The following is a 17,894-nucleotide window of genomic DNA, read 5'->3' on the forward strand; positions in this document are numbered from 1 at the left end:
ATCGATCAGTATTTTTCCAGCGAACGCCCGACAACGCCGTCGACGTCCTTCTCCGGCGCGATGTCGGTGGAGTAATAGCCGGCGGCCTTCTTCGCGGCGATCTCGACATAGGCGTCGGCGGGAATGAGCTCGGGCGGGATCGGCACGCGCTCGACGATGTCGATGCCCTGCGATGTCAGCGCGTCGTGCTTCATGTCGCTCATCGAGAGGAAGCGGTCGATGCGCTTCAGGCCCAGCCAGTGGATGGTATCGGGCATCAATTGCTGAAAGCGGGCATCCTGGACGCCGGCGACGCATTCGGTGCGCTCGAAATAGGCGGCGGCCGCATCGCCGTCCTCCTGGCGCTTGCGCGCATTGTAGACCAGGAATTTCGTGACCTCGCCGAGCGCGCGGCCTTCCTTGCGGTTGTAGATCACGAGCCCGAGCCCGCCCTCCTGCGCGCCGCGGGCGGATTCCTCGATGCCGTGGATGAGGTAGGGACGGCAGGTGCAGATGTCGGAGCCGAACACGTCGGAGCCGTTGCACTCGTCATGCACCCGGCAGGTGATCTTGGTGCGATGGTCCGGCAGCTTTGTCACATCGCCGAACATGTACACTGTGGTGCCCCCGATCGGCGGCAAGAACACCTTCATGTCCGGCCGGGTCACCAGCTCGGGGAACATGCCGGCGGTCTGCTCGAACAGCGTGCGCCGCAGCTCGGTCTCGTTGGTCGCAAAGCGTTCCGCAAGGCCCGGCAGATACCAGACCGGATCGATCGCGATCTTCACCACCGACACACTGCCATTGGCATGCACGACGTCGCCGTCGGCGCGCAGGCGCTTGGCGGCGAGCGCCTCGCGGATCTCCGGCAGGTCGAGCCGCGCGCGCGTTACCGCGATGCTCGGCCTGATGTCGATGCCCTCAGCAATGTCCTTGCCGAAATTCTCGGCGACGAGATGCCCCCAGGGATCGAGCGCGACGATTTTTGCGGGATCGCGCCATTGCTCGAACGGCCCGATGGTCGCGGCCGGAAAGGTGTTGGTGAGATCGGGCCTGCGAATCGGATCGAGCGCGCCGGCGGACACCGCGAGCGCGCGGTACATCGCATAGGAGCCGCCATGGCTGCCGATCACGTTGCGATCGGCGGCGCGCGATACCGTGCCGATGATCGGCCCGCGGATACGCGCGTCGGCTGCGCCCCAGTGGATCGGGAAGGCGGCTGTCCTGCCCGGCTCCGGATGGGAGGTGAGGCGGATGTGGTCGGTACGGTTCGCGCGGCTCATGACCAAACTCCCAAAAAGCCAACGGCCCGCCGCTCGGACGGGCCTGGCTCTGCGGCGTTGCCGATGCGGTCACCGGCGACGCAATCCAACATATTGTAGCGGCCAGCCACGACAGACAAGTTAATCGTGCTGCGCAGGGCAGGCGGCTTGCGGCCAAATCCCCATCATCACCGAGCCAGCAGGGGCTGCGTGAGAGCCACGCTACCGCACGGGCCGACCCCGGTGAGATCGCTGTAAGTCTATGAAGTAATTATATTTTTCGTGCTTTCAAGGGGGCGTGCACGGATGGTACGGCGGGCGTCGAGTTTCCGGACAAAACGTGTCATCAAACCAAACGTACAGATCGCCTTTGCCGTATCGCCTTCCTTGGAGACCGCCATGCCCGCCGCCGCCTACATCGACCCTCGCAACGGAAAGCTCTATCCGCTGGACCGGCCGCGCTGGTGTTCGGACGAGCGCACGCCGCTGCTGGTGACGCCGGGGACGGGGATCTCGCGCGAGGACATTGACAGCCGGGCGCGCTCACTCTGGCGCTACCGGGCGGCGCTCCCGGTCGAGATCAAAACTCCGATCACGCTCGGCGAAGGCTGCACACCACTGGTGCAGCAGGCCTGGGGCGAACTGCGCCCGTTCTTCAAGCTCGAATGGTTCAACCCGACCGGCAGCTTCAAGGACCGCGGCTCCGCCGTGATGCTGTCCTTTCTTCGGCAGATTGGCGTCGACGCCATTCTGGAGGACTCGTCCGGCAATGGCGGCTCGTCGATGGCGGGGTTAGGTGCCGCCGGCGGCATGCGCGTGAAGATTCTCGCGCCTGCATCGACGTCACCGGCCAAGATCGCGCAGGTCCGCGCCTATGGCGCGGCGGTGCAGCTCGTCGAGGGCCCGCGCGAGGAATCGGAGGCCGAGGCCATCCAGCAGTCGAGCCAAACCTTCTATGCCAGCCACAATTGGCAGCCGTTCTTTCTCGAAGGCACCAAGTCGCTCGCCTACGAGATCTGGGAAGATCTCGGCTTTCGCGCCCCCGACAACGTCATCGTTCCCGTCGGCGCCGGCAGCAGCCTTTTGGGTTGCGCCTTTGGTTTCCGCGAGCTTTTGAAAGCCGGTCAGATCACCAGGCTGCCGCGCCTGTTTGCGGCGCAGCCGCTCAATTGCTCGCCGATCGATGCAAGCTTCAAGGCCGGCGTCGACACCCCTGTCGCGCGTGAGGTCAGCAAGACCATCGCCGAAGGTACCGCGATCAAGCATCCCCTGCGCCTGCGCGAGATCATCGCCGCGTTGCGCGAGAGCGGCGGCGGCACCGTAGCGCTCACCGAGGACGAGATCGTCGCCGCGCTGCGGCGTCTTGCGCGGCAGGGCCTGTTCGCCGAGCCGACCAGCGCAAGTGCCGCCGCCGCGCTGGACAAACTATCCGTCGCCGGTGCCATCAAGGCGAACGAGACCACGGTCGCGGTCCTCACCGGCACCGGCCTCAAGGCCGCGACCATCGTTGCCGATCTTGTGCAGTAGGGACGATACGCTTCATCCGTCATTGCGAGCGCAGCGAAGCAATCCAGAATCTTTCCGCGGACAGTCTGGATTGCTTCGCTGCGCTCGCAATGACGGGTAGAGATGAGACTGATTACTCCTTCAGATCGTTGACACGCCTCACCCACACGCGCACATCGGCGAGCACGTCGGGCAGCGCCGCCTTGACCTCCTGTACGGTCATGCCGGCCTTGATGCGGGGATCGTAGAGCAGGTTCAGGATGTACTGGTCGTAGACGTCGAAATAGCCCATCGAGACGTTGTCGTTGAACATGGTCCAGGGCACGCTCGCGGTGTCGTTGATCGGGCCGAGCGATTGCAGCAGCTCCTCATAGGCGCAGTCGAGGAAGGTGAAATCGCCGTTGTCCACGGTGAGGATGACGTCGGAATGCTCGATCTCGAAATTGTCGTTCTTGCGGAAGCCTGACAGGCATTGCGGATCGAGCGAGGTGCGGATCTCGCGGGCCTTCTCCGCACCGTAGAAGCTCGAGATGGTGCGGAACAGATCGCGGTCGCGCACGAGCTTCACCCGCACATTCGCCGCCTCGCTGCTGTCGATCATGGCGATGTCGAGATGCTGCACGTGCTTGCCGATGTCGGCCACGACTTTTGCGAGCTGCGCCTTGCGGTCGGCGCGGTCGCTCTCGGCGAACACGCGCACCGGCCCGTCAAACTTGCGGATGCGGTCGACACGGCCGGCAAGGTGATATTCGGCGCCGAACGCCGTCTTCAGAAAGCCATCGACGATCTCGCCGTCGGTAAAGCTCTTCTTCTCGGCGCGCTGACGCGAGACGATCGCGGGCAATTCCCCCGCGACGGCGATGGTAGCGGTGTCAGGGGCAAACGCGACGGTGGCGAGCGCCAGCAGGGCGATGCGAAAGCCGGACGAAGGCGGGGCTAATGCGCTCATTGCCAAGCGACGCTGCCGTATTCGCGTCGCGCGCACAAGACCGCATATCCACGCGCCCGTCGGTTCCTGCTAGTTGTTCAGCACGACCACGGTGGTGCCGACTCCGACGCGGCCGTAGAGGTCGGTGACGTCGTCGTTGGTCATGCGGAAGCAGCCCGAGGACACCGCCTGGCCGATCGTCTCCGGCTCGTTGGAGCCGTGGATGCGGTAGAGCGTCGAGCCCAGATACATCGCGCGCGCACCGAGCGGATTCTCGACGCCGCCCTTCATGTGACGCGGCAGGTCCGGCCGGCGGGCCAGCATCTGCGACGGCGGCGTCCAGTCCGGCCATTCCTTCTTGGCGGTGATCCTGTGCACGCCGCCCCAGCGGAAGCCGTCGCGGCCGACACCGATGCCGTAGCGCAGGGCCTGGCCGTTCTGGAGCACCAGATAGAGCCGGCGCTCCGAGGTGTTCACCACGATCGTGCCGGGGGCGTAATTGCCGTTGTACATGACGGTGGTGCGGGGGACCGGGCTCGAGCCGCCGCGGAAGAAATTCGGGCCGCCGCCCATGATGTCGCGCGAGTCGAACTCCTCGGCGAAGGCGCCGCCGGCGGTAGCCGTCAGCAGTGCGATGGCGGCAATCGGCGCGGCAAAATACCGGATCATTGTTCCCCCAGCAAAAAATCGATTCAACTGAAGTTACAGGCCATATTTGCGGGCTTTCCGCAAGCCACGGCCCCGTGAGGGAGGCATCCTTAATGAAGGAAGTTACCAAATCGGCAACCGCGCCAGTTGGAAGAAAACGTTAGTCAAACCGGCGCATCGCTGCGCGGGGCAGGGCGGCGATGCCGGCTATTGCTTTGACGAGACGAGCGAACAATGATTGATCGGACGGATTGTTGGAACATTGCCGGTTGCGGGAGCTGACGGATGAACGGTGCGGAAAGTCTGGTGCGGACGATGGTCAAGGGCGGGGTCGACGTCTGCTTCTCCAACCCCGGCACCTCCGAGATGCATTTTGTCGCAGCGCTCGACCGCGTGCCCGGCATGCGTTGCGTGCTCGGCCTGTTCGAAGGCGTGGTGACCGGCGCCGCCGACGGCTATTTCCGCATGAAGGGCACGCCGGCCTCGACGCTGCTGCATCTCGGTCCCGGCCTCGCCAACGGCCTTGCCAATCTGCACAACGCCAAGAAGGCGAATTCCGGCATCGTCAACATCGTCGGCCAGCATGCCGTCTACCACATCGGCTACAACGCGCCGCTGACCTCCGACATCGAGGGCCTGGCCCGGCCGATGTCGTCCTGGGTCCGCACCTCGCCCGACTCCAAATCGGTCGCCGCCGACGGCGCCGCGGCGATCGCCGCCGCCAAGAGCGCGCCGCCGCAGATCGCGACCCTGATCTTGCCCGCCGACACCGCCTGGAACGAAGCGGACGGCATCGCCGAGGTTCCGGCCGAGCAGCAGCGCGCGAGCTATTCGCCGCAGGCGGTCGAGCAGGCCGCAAAAATCCTGCACGGCGACGGCGAGGGCACGCTGCTGCTGATGACCGGCAGTGCGCTGAGCGAGCAGGGCCTGGCGCTGGCCGAGCGCATCGCCGCCAGGACCGGCTGCACCGTGATGGGCCCGACCTTCCGTCCGAGAATGGCGCGCGGCCGCGGCCGCTTCTCGATCGATCGCATCCACTACGTGATCGACAACGCGCTGCAGATGCTGGCGAGGTTCCGTCACATCGTGCTGGTCGAGTCCGACGATCCCGTGGCGTTCTTCGCCTATCCGAACAAGCCGAGCATCCTCAAGCCCGAGGGCTGCGACGTGCATCGCATGACCTCCTGGGGTGAGAATTCGGTCGCAGCGCTGGAAGCGCTCGCCGGCGCGGTGAAGGCCAGCGCGAAGGACGTCAAGCCGCAGGCTTCGGCCGAACTGCTCAAGCCGACCGGCGCACTGACCCACGCCTCGATCGCCCAGTCGATCGCCTATGCGATTCCCGAGAACGCAATCCTGGTCGACGAATCCCTCACCACCGGCCGCGCCTTCTTCCCGCCGACGGCGGCGGCTGCTCCGCACGACTGGCTCCAGAACATGGGCGGCTCGATCGGCTTCTCGACGCCGCTCTCGATCGGTGCCGCGATCGCCTGCCCGGACCGCAAGGTGATCTGCATGGTCGGCGACGGCAGCGCGATGTACACGATCCAGTCGCTGTGGACGCAGGCGCGCGAAAATCTCAACATCGTCACCATCGTGTTCGCCAATCGCATCTACCAGATCCTGCGCGGCGAGTTCGACAATGTCGGCGCCGGCGAGCCCGGCCAGCGCGCCAACGACATGCTGCGGCTCGACCGGCCGACGCTGGATTTCGTGGCGCTGGCCAAGGGCATGGGCGTCCCCGGCCGCGCCGTCACCAACGCGGACGAATTCAACAAGGCGCTGGCCGAAGCCGTCGCCGAGCCCGGACCGCGGCTGATCGAAGTCCAGATGTAGGTCTGGTCGATCGCGCCGCGAATTCCGGCCTCATCCTGAGGAGCCCGCGTGCGCGGGCGTCTCGAAGGATGGTGACAGGCGGGATACGGGCCTTCATGGTTCGAGACGCGCGTTCCGCGCTCCTCACCATGAGGGTCCGGTGACGGCGCATCGGAATGCGCGTGATGAGCCGGGGGGCAAGATGCAGACCGAGCTGAACAAGGTGATCGCGGCGCTCCGGGATTTCTACGCCCACGAAGCCTTCCTGTTCGCGAAGGACATCGGCGAGCGTGCCATCACGCACCGCTTCGCCGTGTATCTGGAGAAGCAATTCTCCGGCTGGTCGGTCGATTGCAACTACGACCGGCTCGGCGAACGCACGCTGCATCTGCCGCACGGCACCATCATCTCGACCGATGATCACCTGGGCAAGTCGATCTATCCTGACGTCGTCGTGCATCAGCGCGAGATCCCGAACAATTTGCTCACGGTGGAGATCCGCAAGGCGAGCAATCACACCGCGCTCGACCACGACCAGCACAAGCTGATGGCGCTGACCGATGCGCATGTCTGGTTCGCCTTTTGGATCGGCGTGCTGCTGGTGCTGGACAAGGACAATGTGACGATCTCGGAAGTCTATGTCAGCGGTGTCCTCGATCAGCCACTGTCGCGCTGGTTCGCGACGCGGCTGGAGGAGGTTGGCCTCGGGACGGCGCGGTAAGGCGCGTGCCGAGATTGTCGCCTTCAATTCGGCTATTGGGTCGGGTCATAACCCAAGCGCGATCTCGGCCCATTTCAGCATGCGGTCGCTATTGAGGAATGACAGCACCGCCGGCTCCAGTGACGCGGTCGCGCCCGGTGCGAGCAAAGCCGTCGCGGCGACCATGTCGCAGCGTTGATTGAAGGCGAGTGAGAGGGCTGCCTTGGGGGTCCCCTCGACGCGATAGGCCCGGCTGCGGCCGCGCATTGGACCGACGACGATCTCTCGGCCGGCAGCCGTCGGCGTTGCCTTCCCAATCAGCGCCAGGTCGCCCATCTGTTCGAGGTCGCCGTCGTCGGCAACGCCGGTGGCGCAATTGCAAAAGCCGAGCTTGGGGCGAACGTAGAGCAGGACCTCGCCGCCGCAATCTTCGGCCTTGCAGCGAAACGCCTTTCCTTTCCCCCAGGGATCCGCGCCGAAAGGCCAGTCGATTTCCGTCCACACCGGGCGGACCTCGCCGGAGGCCGCTGTTGCGCGTGCCGGTTCGCCGGATCGCGATATCCAGAGCGCTGCGGCTGCGCAGAGCAGCGCAGTGGCTGCGCTGATTGCAACGAATTTGCTTGTCAGGCGCATGGAAGCTGACGCGGCACCTTTGCTAATTCTGAGCCATCAACTTTCGAGCGGCCGCGAGGTCTTCTCGCGACGAGTCGCCATTTCTCGCCGTTTCGACGATCTTCGCGTAGTACTGGCGGGCCTTCACAGCATCCCCCGCTTTCTCGGCCGCGTGAGCGGCGCCGATCGTCGCGCCAAATCGGTTCGGCTCCTTGCGCATGGTGCTTTCGAACGCGACCAATGCCTCCGTCGCCATGCCGCGTTCGAGCAGCATGGTCCCGTAAAGCTCGCGTGCGGGAGCAAGCGGACCCGGCGTCACGATGGATTTTTCGGTCTTGTCTTCGGCATCGGCGGCAAGGCGCATCGCTTCCAACGCGTCCTCCTGTTTTCCCTGGGCATTGAGCTGCCAGGCTGTGGCGACCTGCCGCTGAATGTCGACGATCTCGGCCCAATAGGCGTCCTTGTCTTGCTGCAGCTTGTCCCGCAACTCCGCCAGCTTGGCGATGTCCGCCGTTGCTGCGTCTGCATTGTCGGAGCGCGCAGCGCCAAGGGCACGGGCAAAATAGGTGATCGCATCGACATAGGCGAACCGGCTCGGCTCGACCTTAAGCGCGGCAGCGCCCTGCCAATCGCCGCGCTCGACCATATAGCGCGCCTGGCTGGCCGCTATCGCGTAGGGACCGGCGCGGACGGCCGGCGCATACCCCGTCGTCGCAACCATGTCCGCGATGACGTCGCGGGCTCGGCTGTCCTGCGCAAGCTGGAGCAGGGCGTAGACCATATAGTCGTCGGCATGCAGCTGCTCGCTGGGGTCCTTGCCCTCCTTGGCAGCCTTGGCGGAGCGGCTATTGGCGTCGATGGATTCGTTCCAGTAGCCGACGCGCGTGAAAATGTGCGACGGCATATGCAAGGCGTGCGGTGCCGCCGGCGCGATCTCGGAATAGCGCTTGGCAGCGTCGAGACCTCGTTCTGCAATCGCCGGATAGTCGTAGAGGTGGATCAGGTAATGCGCGACGCCGGGATGCCGCGGCTGGCGCTTGAAGATCGGCTCCAGGATAGCAGCGCCCTTGAGCTGGTTGGCATAGGTCTTGTCGTTTGGTGACGCCGTGACATTCAGCGTGATGGCGTAGGCGATCTGCGCCTCGTCATCATCGGGATAGCGCGCGGCGACGGCTTCGGTTGCCTTGAGATAGGACTGCGCGCGCTGGCCAAACGTCGTCTTTTCGTCGCCCGAATAGAAGGCCAGCAGCGCGTCGATATAGTCACGTTCGCGTTCGCTCTTAACGCCGAGTGCCTTGGCCTTCTGCAGCGCGGCGAGACCTGCGGTGAGGTTTTCCTTCGGCGCGGCAAAATGCGGATTGTACAGCAGGCTCAGGGCAATGCCCCAATAGGCGATCGCGCATTCCGGATCGGCCTGCAGCGTCTCCTCGAAAATTTCCTTTGCGGGCCGGTACCAGAACGAGTGCTGATAACGCATCCCGCGATCGAAGCGGCGCTGCGCCACCTCGTTGCAGGAGGTCTGGAAGTGCACCTTGCCAAATTGCTCATCGGTCCCGTCCTCCGCGCGTGCGGCAGGCGTGCCGGAAATCGAGCCTAGGGCAGCGAGGGCGAGAAGTGAGACGGTTCTCAAGGCGAGCGCGCGCATCGGCCCCTCCGTTTTCTGTTCAGAATAAATCTGGTCAGATGGCGCCGATAAAACCGAGGGCGCCGAAGTTCGTATTGCTGAGATTGGCAATGGCAATTGTTGCTAAAGGATTTCTCCATTCGAGATGCGAGTCAACAGGAAGCGGACAGATTTGCGTTAGGGAAGCACGCCTGCCAGGATCCATCCGCCCGCCCGTCGAGGCGAGTGGGCCACAAGGCCGCTCGCACGACGAGCGGCCTTGCATCATCGTCCGTCACCCGCTCAATGCAGCGGATCGCCCTGGCCGAGCGCGTAGGCGACGAGGTCCTTCAACGCGAAGCCGGAGCCGGTCACCGGCGTCCATTGCGGGTCGAGCGACAGCACGGAGGAATTGTCTCCGAACATCATGCCGAGGAAGACCTCGGCGACGATGCGACCGCCGACCGGTCCGAGCTGCGGTGTCCTGACCGTGGCGGGCCCGCCGGTAGCGGGGATCGCCATGTCCGTCGCGTTTTGCCGCGCCTCGGCCAGGATGTAAGCCCACAGCGGGCAGTTGCCGGCGAACACGCCGTTCGCGATGCTCGCGATCTTGACTTGCGGATCGCCCGCGCCGGGCTCGTCGACGGCCTTGCCGATGATGATCTCGTCGTCGCTCAGCGGCGTCAGGTTCATCGCCCTGGCGACGGCCTGGCCCGACGGCAGTCCGAGCCGCCAGCTGCGCTCGAGATTGCGTAGCGCCAGCGACGCCGGATTGGAGGCGACTTCCGGGGGCAGCTTGCGCAGCGGGTCCACCAGCGAGGCATCGATGCGATAGGCGAACTGCAGCCGCCTCTTGTTGTCGGGATTGGTGTCGTCGTCCTCGACGCCGTAGGGGCGCGTGTCGAGATCGATGAAGCGGCCCCAATCCATGGCGCGTCCCGGTCCCATCGCACGGAAGCCGGTCAGTGCGTTTTGGTCGGGATTGTTGGGATCGGGGAAGATCTGCAGCAGCATGTTGGCCGCGTCGTTCAGCCGGTAGCCGGGGCGGATCATGGAGTGCCCGAGCCGGTAGGCCGCGACCGAGAACTCGACCGGCATGAACGGATAGGTCTTCCAATGGTAGTAAGCGAGCTTGCTGCGGTCGTAGTGACCCGCGGTCTTCAGCTCGTCCAGCACGCTGGCGTGGACGATGCGCGGCAGGAAGTCGTTCAGCACGACATACTGATAGTGGAATCGAACGCGCTGCTGCACGTCTTCGAACGACAGGCTGTCATTGTCGTCGACCATGCGGTTGTGAAAGCGCAGCATCAAGGCCTGGAATTGCGAGACGATGCTGTTCTCGTCGTTGCGGGGATCGCCGATCAGCGCGCGGCCCTTGAAGCGCGGCAGGTCGACGGCATCGGGCACGCCGGCGCCGGTGACCTTCTCGCCGAGCCGGAATTTGATGCCGTCATACATGTAGGGCTGGTCGTTCGGACCGCGGCCGTAGACATTGTCCATGTCGAGCGACGGCGTGCGGAAATCGACGAGCCCGTCGGGATCCTGCTGCTTGGTCAGAGAGCTGACCGGATCGAAGGTGATGTCGTGATCGACGAACTGGCCGAAATAAGTGTAGAGCGAAGGAATGCCGCTCTCTTCCGCGTCCGGCCCGTCCTTCGGCCCGTCGAAGCCGGCGATCATCTTGTCGGCGAGCGCCGACAGGTTTGCGATCGTGCCGGAATCGTTCGGGCCGAAGTTGGCCGGTGCGAGCTTGCGGAACATGCGGCCGAAGCGGCCTTGCGAAAGCGGCGAACGCGTTGCGTTCAGACCGCGCGGAACAATTGCGTGGCGGCTGCTCATTGAAACACCTTCCTGAAAAGTCGAATGAAACAGATCGGGCTAAAGTTTCTCGCGCTGGGGTTTGCAGCCTAGGCGCGATCACGCCTGCCACGAGCGAGATGGATCACAATTGCCCGGCATCGAAATTTTCGGAAGGTGCGCCTTGCCCGCAAGCCGCGGCTGCGCATCGTGAATTTCTCCGTGGCGATGACGGATAACATTCTCGTCATCGACGGACGCAGGCGGCTTCGCACAGTTTCAATTCGCCGGGGCGTCGGCGAAGCGGATCGGCTTCACGTAGAAATTGTGGCGGCGCGCGCGTCATGCGCGCACGCCGCCAATTCGTCAGTAGTCGCGCTGCTGCGAGAACGCGTAGCGCGGGTTGATGCCGCAATAAGACGATGTGCCGGAGGCGGTGGCGAGGCACTGCTGATAGCTGGCGAACTGGCAATTGCCGGGGTAACCCCACGAGCGGCCCTGGATGCAATATCGATCGTTCGCAGGATGTGCCTGGGCGGCCGGGGATGCTACGGCGAGCAGGGCCGCGAGCGATGCGAGAGTGAGGATGGTGCGACGCATGTCAGTCTCCTTCGAGAGCGAGTGGGTGGGAATGTCAGCGAGCCTGGCTCGTCTGTTGCGCAGTCATGCCTGTGTTGGTGTCGCCAGAATGCCTTGCGTTCGCGACAAGGCACATCATGACGCAGCCTGCCGCCGGCAATGTGATCTCGGCCACAGTTCACGGTGGGGTTCGAGCCTATCGTGAACGGACTTGCACGCGTCGATCCCGGAGAACTACGCTTGCCTTATTCGGATCAGGTATTTTGGAGGTTCTAATGCAGAAATCATACTTGCTGGCTGCGACAGCAGCGCTGGCGCTTCTCATGCAGACACCGCTCGCGTTGGCGCAGGGCGCACCAGCCGCCGCCGGAACCGCGGCGCCTGCGACGACAACCGCCGCGCCGGCAGCGACGACGACCGCGCCGGGCGCAACCAATGACGCTTCCAGCCAGCCGACCGACTCCAAAAAGAGTGCGTCGAAAAAGCCGGCGAAGAAGAAGATGACGCGGCAGCAGGAGATCGATCACTCGGTCGACAGCGGCACGGTGCCCGCGCGCTACCGCAGCTCGGTGCCCAAGCAGTACCAGCAATACATTCCGTTCGATAAGCAGTGACGGATCGCACGGCGGCGCGGCGTGATCGGGCATCGCACCGCCGGTGCCATCGCGTCAAAATAGGACCTTGGCCGGGCGGAATCCGGCCATACATCCCCAGTGGCGGTCCGCGCGAGCGGTGCTAGAGTAGGCCGAAGCCTAGGGGGAGTAATGAGTGACGACGTGAAGGATGCTGGCCTCGTGGCCATGATCAGCAGCATCCTGGGAGGCAACAGGCGCGCCGCAGACAGTATTGTGCCGCCGCCGCTCATCGAGGTTCCGCCGCCGACAGCGCCGACGAACGGATTTGAGCTGGCCGAGCCGCCCGCCGCCGATACGCCGCCGGCCAAGGCCGAGAACAACCCAGAGAACAATTCCGAGAACGCGCCCGGTGCGGCGGCGGCTGCCGCGAAGCCGGTCGAGCCGCCCGCGAAGATCGCGACGACGCCTGATGGCAAGCAGTTGCTGCCTGCTGAAGCGATCGCCGATCTCGTCCTGGGCGAGCTGCGCAAGCTGGAGAATTTTCCGGCGACCGGTGCCTCCGTCACGGTCTACGGTTACAGGCACTGGAATGCGATGATCACCTTCGCGCCGTTCTCGACCACATTCCGGGATGCCACGCGGTTCCGCCAGGCCATGCCGGACATCGTCTTCAAGCTGCGCCGTTTCGTCGAACTTGAGATATGATCCTGGCCATGAGCCCGAACAGTTCGACAGGAATTTCGACTTGAGCGTTGCCTTTACCAAAGAAGAGAGCGCGGAAACCGCCGCCGAGACGCTGTTGCCGGATCGGCCGATCTCGCCGCATCCAAACCTCGTGACGGAAGCAGGCCTGCAGGCGTTGCAAAGGCAGCTTCAGGACGCGCGCGAAGCCTATGAAGCTGCGCAAGCCATCGAAGACGTCAACGAAAAGCGCCGGCAATCGGCAGTGCCCTTGCGTGACGCCCGCTATCTCACCGAACGGCTGCGCACGGCGCAGGTCGTTCCCGCCCCGGCCTCGACCGAGGTCGTCGCCTTCGGCAGCACGGTGACCTTCAGCCGCGCCGATGGCCGCGTGCAAACCTATCGCATCGTCGGCGAGGACGAAGCCGATCCCAAGGCCGGCACGATCTCGTTCGTGGCGCCGGTGGCAAAGTCGTTGATGGGGAAGGCGGTCGGAGATGTCGTGGGATCGGGTGCGCAGGAGATCGAGATTTTGTCGATTGGGTAGGGGGCGTTTATCGATGGTTTCCGCTGTGTCCGCGCAACCAAGCGCGATAGCTGGATGAGGCGGTTTCTGTCGGGGGCGTTGCCGTTTTACGCGCTGGCCGGATTGGCCATGTGCATGTACCTCGTCCTGTACAAGACTGATCTGTTCGACTTGAACGCCGTCGTCCAGGATGCAACCGGTTCGTCGTGGTTTCCGGTCTTCATATTCGTCTGCGTGCTACTCGAGTCGGTCTTCCCGTATTTTGGCTATTTTCCCGGAACCGCTCTTATCCTGATGTCCGTAGCGCTCAATCCGAAGCCCGCGGACGTCCCCGTCTTCATCGTGGCGTGGTTGGCCATCATCGCGGGCGCCGTCCTGAGTTACGGACAGGCTCGCTTTTTCAGACCGCTGTTGCAGCGGGTTGCCTCAAAGGCGGCACTGAACCGCTGTGAGTCCCTCCTCGACGCCTACGGCCCTTACGCGCGCATTGCCCTGTTCGTTCATCCCAACGCCTGCGCGATGTATTTCACGGCGCTCGGACTCCTCGGCCGCAACCTGACGCGCGAACTCGCTTATCTCGGCGTGGGGGCAGCAGCCTCCGTGGGCGTTCTGTTCGTCGTCGTGAGCAGACTTGTGTCGTCCGTAGGCACCACCGACGACGGGGAATTGCAGCTGCTGCTGGCCGCAGCACTGGTTGCCATCGGAACCCTGGTCGGTCTTTACGCGGCTTGGCGGCCGGCGCGGGCGGCTTGAAGCTCGAGGAGGCGTGCGCGTCAGCCGGCGCGGTCTCACCCCTTGCTCCGTCATTGCGAGCGCAGCGAAGCAATCCAGTCTGTCTCCGCGGAAAGACTCTGGATTGCTTCGCTACGCTCGCAATGACGAGGGGAGATCATGCGCAAAACAAAGAGCTAGTGCCCCAAGGGCGATGGCCCAATACTCCCGCTCAGGCCACCGCGACGATGCCATCATGCCGGTGTTTTGGCCGACGAGTCAAATCCGATTTCGGAAAAATAGCATGGTTGTAACCCATTGATCCGACTGATGCCGGCTACTGTGCATGGGGTTGTTTTCGACATTTTGTGATTGAGACGGTCCCGACACGCCACTGTGTGTCGACGATAGGTCCACAATCAGCAGGGTTCAGGAAGGTGGATGGTGGGCGCACAAGGGATCGAACCTTGGACCTCTCCCGTGTGAACCACAATCGGTAGGCCTTAGCTAACCAAATCCGGCCATAGTTGAGATATAAAAAATCCTTTAGTTGATGAGGGTTATGGCCCTGTCGGCCATAAGAGCCCATAGGTGACCTTGCTACATTTTGTATGCCCCCGTTGTGCCCGTCATGGATTTTCCCTTGGGGCACAAAAACGGGGGAGGTCTGAGACCCAGTTCTGTTCGAGGGCTGACCGCTCCTTGCGGGGCACACCCGGGCACAGAGAGAGGGAAGGGATCATGACGGAGCCGGCAAACCAGCTGACACTCACCGATGCGGTGATTCGCAACGCAACGCTGCCGCCGGGTAAGGCGCAGCATTATCTCCACGACGACAAGCTGCCCGGCCTTGCCTTGCGCATGCGCGCCACCGGCGGCCGGACCTGGGTCTACCTCTTCACCAAGCCGGGGGTGAGGGGTACCCAGCGCAAGACCCTCGGCGCGTGGCCCAAATATAATGAGAAGGCCGCGCGCAAGGCCGCCACCATCGCCGCAGGCGAGGTGGTCAAGGGCTTGGACCCGAACGACGCGAAGCGCGAGGCGAGGCGGCAACAGGCAGCCGAGAAGCAGCGCACCACGCTAACCACCCTCATTGTTGAAGATGGTCCCTACCAGGCGTCCTTGACCGGACGCCAGGTCGTCAACTGGAAGCCAGCAATGTCGGCGCTGCGGCGCGGGCTCAAGGAACACGCCGAGAGCGCCGTCGGAGACCTGACGCGGCGACAGATCATGGCGGCCGTCGACAAGATTGCCAAGACCGGCAAGCGTGGGGCGGCCAAGGACCTGCGCAAGCACATCCACACCTACCTCGAATGGTGCGTCGGCGAGGGTTATGTCGACCACAATGTGCTCGCTGGTTATCGCGAGCCGAAGGAAACCCGGGCGCAGCGGATCTTGCGCCGCACCAAGGGACGCGCGCTGAGCGATGACGAGATCGTCAAGGTCTGGCAGGCATCCGGCAAGCTCGGGACTTTCGGGCTTCTGGTACGGATGTGCCTACTGGGCGGCCCGCGCCGCAGCGAGCCAACCATGATCGAGTGGTCGAAGCACATCATGGACGACCGTATCACCTTCGATGCGGCGTGGACCAAGATGGGGTTGCACCACGATGTACCGCGCACTCACCTAGTTGACGAGGTGCTCGCGGCCGCGAAACATTTCCAGCGGGCAACCTCCGACTATGTCTTCCCGTCACCGAAGACCGGCGGCCAGATGTCCGGCTTCACCAAGATGGTCAACCGCCTGGTCAAGGAAGCGAGCGTCGCCAAGTTTACCATGCATGATCTAAGGCGCAGCCTGCGCACCATCATGTCACGCTGTGGTTACGACAACGAAATCCAGCGGTTGTGTGTTGGGCAAAAGCCAAGCGGAATCGATCAGGTCTACAATCACGACGAACAGTGGATTATCCGCAAGATGACGTTCGAAGCGGCTCACGACTACATTGCGGAGTTGGTCGGCGCCAAACGGGTCGGCAAAATCGTGCGCCTGCAGCGGACGAACCCGCTTGACCCGATCAAGGCCGAGCTCCTCGGCCGTCTCCGTGAGCATTATGCGGCTGAGGCGTCTTAGTGGTTTTATCGTGCTGGGCCAGATAGTCGCGCACCGCGTCGACACGATAGAGCGGCCGGCCATCGACGTAGCGCCATTTCAGCGGGTGGTTCGGATCGCGCCGCCACTGCTCTAGGGCGCCGGGGGTGCGCCGGATGACCGCAGCTGCCTCTAATGCCGTTAAATTAGAGCTACCCGGCAGCGTGTCGATATCGAATGTCGCGGGCGATGGCACGCCGCGGTTCTTGCGAAGGCGCTTCGCGGCATGCGGCGTTTGCGTGCAATCTGGCGCGCCAAATGCCTCAACCTGAGTTTTGTCGTCTTTGCCGCGCATGCCTACGCCCCGAACCCATGATCGGCCTAACACAACAAAATAGTAAACTGCTCCAACAAGATAGAAGTCAGGTGCGCTGGACGGCTCCTGGGTCGCTGTGGCGTATAAATAGGACGAACCGGTTCCGATGACCGCGAACGCGCTCAGCTGGCCAACGGTGAGTTTCGCGCCGCGGTAGGCTCGTGAGTCGCCGGGGACCCGTCTGCTCCAGAGGCGCTGGCCGATGACGTTTTGGCAGAACCTGACGATGAAGTATCATCAAAGGCCCGATTCCCCTCGGAAACGAGCATTTGGGCTGCCGGTGACGGTTGAAGCTTCATGAAAATCTTTTGGTCTTGGCAATCCGACACACCCGGTAAGACTGGCCGCCATTTCGTGCGCGCCGCCCTGCTGCTTGCGATCGAGACGCTCAAGCAGGCTCCTGACGTAGGGGAGCCCACCGCTGCCGAGTCCCGTGAACGGCTGCATTTGGATCAAGATCGACAAGGAATCTCAGGTAGTCCTGATCTTGCTTCCACCATATTTGAGAAGATCGAGCGCTCAGCCGTGTTCGTGGCGGATGTCACCCTTGTCGGTGCATCGGATGATGGCTCAAAGCGGCTTATGAATTCTAATGTCGCGATCGAGTATGGCCACGCGCATCACGCGCTGGGTAGCGAGGCAATCCTGATGGTGCAGAACACACACTATGGAATTCGGGACGCCTTACCTTTCGATTTGAAACACAAGGCTGGCCCGATTCAATTCAGTCTTGCACCGGGAGCAGAAAAGGCGGAGATCGAGGCTGAGCAGAAGAAGCTGGTCAGCCAACTTGTCGTGGCCCTTCGGCCGTATCTCGAAGGAGCTACCGCTGTGACTGGCGCCCCGTTTCAACAGGCCACATCAACTACCAACCCCGCGGTCTTTTTTGACGTAGCCGAGGTGCTCGGTCGTGTCGGTACTGGTACCGAGGACGAAATCGAGTACCGGTTTGGTGAGTCCAGCGTATTTTATCTGCGGGTCATGCCCGCAGCGGCTCGCCCGCCGCTGAAGCAAACCCAGCTCATGGACATCGCCAGCCGTCACCGTCCCGACGTGCTTTCGCCCTACCGCTACAGCGGTCACTTGGATCGAAATCGCCACGGCGTGGTTGCTGTCGAGCCAAGCGGCACCGCAACGACGCCACGATCGATCACGCAGCTTTTTGGAACCGGCGAGATATGGGGCATATCCACCCACTTCTTCTCAACCAAGCGCGGACGCCCCCTGATCCCGATGACAAAACTGGAAAACATCTATCGCCGCGCAGTCGAACTATTGCGAGATTCTGAGCGTTGGCATGGGTATCTCGGCGCCGTATACCATTGTGCTGGGAGCTGTCGGGCTTCAAGACGCGTATGTCGGCATCGACAATTCGGCTGAGGGCCCGATCCATACGGATGGTATCGAAGTTCGGCCCATCCTTCATGCTCTTGGGATTGAAGCCCAGGAAGCGGTCGTGAGGGAGTTCGTGGACGCTATTCTCGATCTTGCCGGTATCAGCCGAGCCTGAATCGAACTTTGTCTGTCCGCAACGCTATTAGCTTTGGCCTTCGGCCGATATCGGCGGA

The 17,894-nt window shown here is 63.3% G+C and carries 17 protein-coding genes; 9 read left to right on the forward strand and 8 right to left on the reverse strand.

Translation table 11 applies throughout. The annotated features are described in order from the left end of the window. Positions 1-5: 5 nt before the first annotated feature. Complete coding sequence (locus ABIB90_RS30290) at positions 6-1,262, reverse strand: GTP cyclohydrolase II (protein ID WP_007596478.1); 1,257 nt, start codon at positions 1,260-1,262, stop codon at positions 6-8. Positions 1,263-1,640: 378 nt separating this feature from the next. Here ABIB90_RS30290 and ABIB90_RS30295 point away from each other — a divergent pair, with 378 nt between their 5' ends. Next, complete coding sequence (locus ABIB90_RS30295; protein WP_354201916.1) at positions 1,641-2,768, forward strand: threonine synthase; 1,128 nt, start codon at positions 1,641-1,643, stop codon at positions 2,766-2,768. A gap of 112 nt (positions 2,769-2,880) precedes the next feature. On the opposite strand, the gene ABIB90_RS30300 is transcribed toward ABIB90_RS30295, so the two are convergent. Then, the gene (locus ABIB90_RS30300; protein WP_007596475.1) at positions 2,881-3,696 is read right to left on the reverse strand and encodes a DUF2927 domain-containing protein; all 816 of its coding nucleotides are present in this window, start codon (positions 3,694-3,696) and stop codon (positions 2,881-2,883) included. 69 nt (positions 3,697-3,765) lie between these two features. Continuing rightward, complete coding sequence (locus tag ABIB90_RS30305; RefSeq protein WP_219683059.1) at positions 3,766-4,344, reverse strand: L,D-transpeptidase; 579 nt, start codon at positions 4,342-4,344, stop codon at positions 3,766-3,768. Between the two features lie 264 nt (positions 4,345-4,608). Here ABIB90_RS30305 and ABIB90_RS30310 point away from each other — a divergent pair, with 264 nt between their 5' ends. After that, positions 4,609-6,156 (forward strand): acetolactate synthase large subunit, encoded by a 1,548-nt coding sequence (locus ABIB90_RS30310; RefSeq protein ID WP_007596473.1) that lies wholly within the window; start codon positions 4,609-4,611, stop codon positions 6,154-6,156. 181 nt (positions 6,157-6,337) lie between these two features. Beyond that, positions 6,338-6,856, forward strand: coding sequence for a hypothetical protein (locus ABIB90_RS30315; RefSeq protein ID WP_354201969.1), 519 nt, complete (start codon positions 6,338-6,340; stop codon positions 6,854-6,856). 45 nt (positions 6,857-6,901) lie between these two features. On the opposite strand, the gene ABIB90_RS30320 is transcribed toward ABIB90_RS30315, so the two are convergent. The 4 genes from ABIB90_RS30320 to ABIB90_RS30335 all read right to left on the reverse strand — a co-directional run bounded on the left by ABIB90_RS30320 (position 6,902) and on the right by ABIB90_RS30335 (position 11,447). Then, positions 6,902-7,468, reverse strand: coding sequence for a hypothetical protein (locus ABIB90_RS30320; RefSeq protein ID WP_007596470.1), 567 nt, complete (start codon positions 7,466-7,468; stop codon positions 6,902-6,904). Between the two features lie 22 nt (positions 7,469-7,490). Continuing rightward, positions 7,491-9,092 (reverse strand): tetratricopeptide repeat protein, encoded by a 1,602-nt coding sequence (locus ABIB90_RS30325; RefSeq protein WP_354201917.1) that lies wholly within the window; start codon positions 9,090-9,092, stop codon positions 7,491-7,493. 261 nt (positions 9,093-9,353) lie between these two features. Then, on the reverse strand, positions 9,354-10,889 hold the full coding sequence (locus ABIB90_RS30330) for a peroxidase family protein (RefSeq protein ID WP_354201918.1): 1,536 nt from the start codon (positions 10,887-10,889) through the stop codon (positions 9,354-9,356). A 324-nt stretch (positions 10,890-11,213) separates the two neighbouring features. Then, positions 11,214-11,447 (reverse strand): DUF3551 domain-containing protein, encoded by a 234-nt coding sequence (locus ABIB90_RS30335; protein WP_007596464.1) that lies wholly within the window; start codon positions 11,445-11,447, stop codon positions 11,214-11,216. 254 nt (positions 11,448-11,701) lie between these two features. On the opposite strand from ABIB90_RS30335, the gene ABIB90_RS30340 reads away from it, so the two are divergent. The 5 genes from ABIB90_RS30340 to ABIB90_RS30360 all read left to right on the forward strand — a co-directional run bounded on the left by ABIB90_RS30340 (position 11,702) and on the right by ABIB90_RS30360 (position 15,992). Continuing rightward, complete coding sequence (locus tag ABIB90_RS30340; RefSeq protein ID WP_007596462.1) at positions 11,702-12,040, forward strand: hypothetical protein; 339 nt, start codon at positions 11,702-11,704, stop codon at positions 12,038-12,040. A 150-nt stretch (positions 12,041-12,190) separates the two neighbouring features. Next, positions 12,191-12,706: a hypothetical protein gene (locus tag ABIB90_RS30345; protein ID WP_007596461.1), complete on the forward strand. Its 516-nt coding sequence runs from the start codon at positions 12,191-12,193 to the stop codon at positions 12,704-12,706. Positions 12,707-12,746: 40 nt separating this feature from the next. After that, a complete protein-coding gene (gene greA, locus ABIB90_RS30350; protein ID WP_354167897.1) occupies positions 12,747-13,229 on the forward strand; it encodes a transcription elongation factor GreA in 483 nt (160 codons plus the stop codon). Between the two features lie 54 nt (positions 13,230-13,283). Continuing rightward, positions 13,284-13,961 carry an SNARE-associated domain-containing protein gene (locus ABIB90_RS30355; protein ID WP_007596452.1) on the forward strand — a complete coding sequence of 226 codons (678 nt, stop codon included), beginning with the start codon at positions 13,284-13,286 and terminating at the stop codon, positions 13,959-13,961. Positions 13,962-14,660: 699 nt separating this feature from the next. Next, positions 14,661-15,992 carry a tyrosine-type recombinase/integrase gene (locus ABIB90_RS30360; protein ID WP_354201919.1) on the forward strand — a complete coding sequence of 444 codons (1,332 nt, stop codon included), beginning with the start codon at positions 14,661-14,663 and terminating at the stop codon, positions 15,990-15,992. Here the strand turns inward: ABIB90_RS30360 and ABIB90_RS30365 are convergent. Continuing rightward, a complete protein-coding gene (locus tag ABIB90_RS30365; protein ID WP_354201920.1) occupies positions 15,937-16,305 on the reverse strand; it encodes a hypothetical protein in 369 nt (122 codons plus the stop codon). The genes ABIB90_RS30360 and ABIB90_RS30365 overlap by 56 nt on opposite strands. A gap of 318 nt (positions 16,306-16,623) precedes the next feature. Here ABIB90_RS30365 and ABIB90_RS30370 point away from each other — a divergent pair, with 318 nt between their 5' ends. Next, positions 16,624-17,706: a hypothetical protein gene (locus tag ABIB90_RS30370; RefSeq protein ID WP_354201921.1), complete on the forward strand. Its 1,083-nt coding sequence runs from the start codon at positions 16,624-16,626 to the stop codon at positions 17,704-17,706. Positions 17,707-17,894: the final 188 nt, after the last annotated feature.

It is taken from the genome of Bradyrhizobium sp. JR4.1 (assembly GCF_040548605.1).
Taxonomy (GTDB): Bacteria; Pseudomonadota; Alphaproteobacteria; order Rhizobiales; family Xanthobacteraceae; genus Bradyrhizobium; species Bradyrhizobium canariense.

Bases quoted from the DNA above. Each gene is read 5' to 3' on its own strand.
- ABIB90_RS30290 (WP_007596478.1), bottom strand. From the start codon at position 1,262: ATGAGCCGCGCGAACCGTACCGACCACATCCGCCTCACCTCCCATCCG.
- ABIB90_RS30295 (WP_354201916.1), top strand. From the start codon at position 1,641: ATGCCCGCCGCCGCCTACATCGACCCTCGCAACGGAAAGCTCTATCCG.
- ABIB90_RS30300 (WP_007596475.1), bottom strand. From the start codon at position 3,696: ATGAGCGCATTAGCCCCGCCTTCGTCCGGCTTTCGCATCGCCCTGCTG.
- ABIB90_RS30305 (WP_219683059.1), bottom strand. From the start codon at position 4,344: ATGATCCGGTATTTTGCCGCGCCGATTGCCGCCATCGCACTGCTGACG.
- ABIB90_RS30310 (WP_007596473.1), top strand. From the start codon at position 4,609: ATGAACGGTGCGGAAAGTCTGGTGCGGACGATGGTCAAGGGCGGGGTC.
- ABIB90_RS30315 (WP_354201969.1), top strand. From the start codon at position 6,338: ATGCAGACCGAGCTGAACAAGGTGATCGCGGCGCTCCGGGATTTCTAC.
- ABIB90_RS30320 (WP_007596470.1), bottom strand. From the start codon at position 7,468: ATGCGCCTGACAAGCAAATTCGTTGCAATCAGCGCAGCCACTGCGCTG.
- ABIB90_RS30325 (WP_354201917.1), bottom strand. From the start codon at position 9,092: ATGCGCGCGCTCGCCTTGAGAACCGTCTCACTTCTCGCCCTCGCTGCC.
- ABIB90_RS30330 (WP_354201918.1), bottom strand. From the start codon at position 10,889: ATGAGCAGCCGCCACGCAATTGTTCCGCGCGGTCTGAACGCAACGCGT.
- ABIB90_RS30335 (WP_007596464.1), bottom strand. From the start codon at position 11,447: ATGCGTCGCACCATCCTCACTCTCGCATCGCTCGCGGCCCTGCTCGCC.
- ABIB90_RS30340 (WP_007596462.1), top strand. From the start codon at position 11,702: ATGCAGAAATCATACTTGCTGGCTGCGACAGCAGCGCTGGCGCTTCTC.
- ABIB90_RS30345 (WP_007596461.1), top strand. From the start codon at position 12,191: ATGAGTGACGACGTGAAGGATGCTGGCCTCGTGGCCATGATCAGCAGC.
- ABIB90_RS30355 (WP_007596452.1), top strand. From the start codon at position 13,284: ATGAGGCGGTTTCTGTCGGGGGCGTTGCCGTTTTACGCGCTGGCCGGA.
- ABIB90_RS30360 (WP_354201919.1), top strand. From the start codon at position 14,661: ATGACGGAGCCGGCAAACCAGCTGACACTCACCGATGCGGTGATTCGC.
- ABIB90_RS30365 (WP_354201920.1), bottom strand. From the start codon at position 16,305: ATGCGCGGCAAAGACGACAAAACTCAGGTTGAGGCATTTGGCGCGCCA.
- ABIB90_RS30370 (WP_354201921.1), top strand. From the start codon at position 16,624: ATGAAAATCTTTTGGTCTTGGCAATCCGACACACCCGGTAAGACTGGC.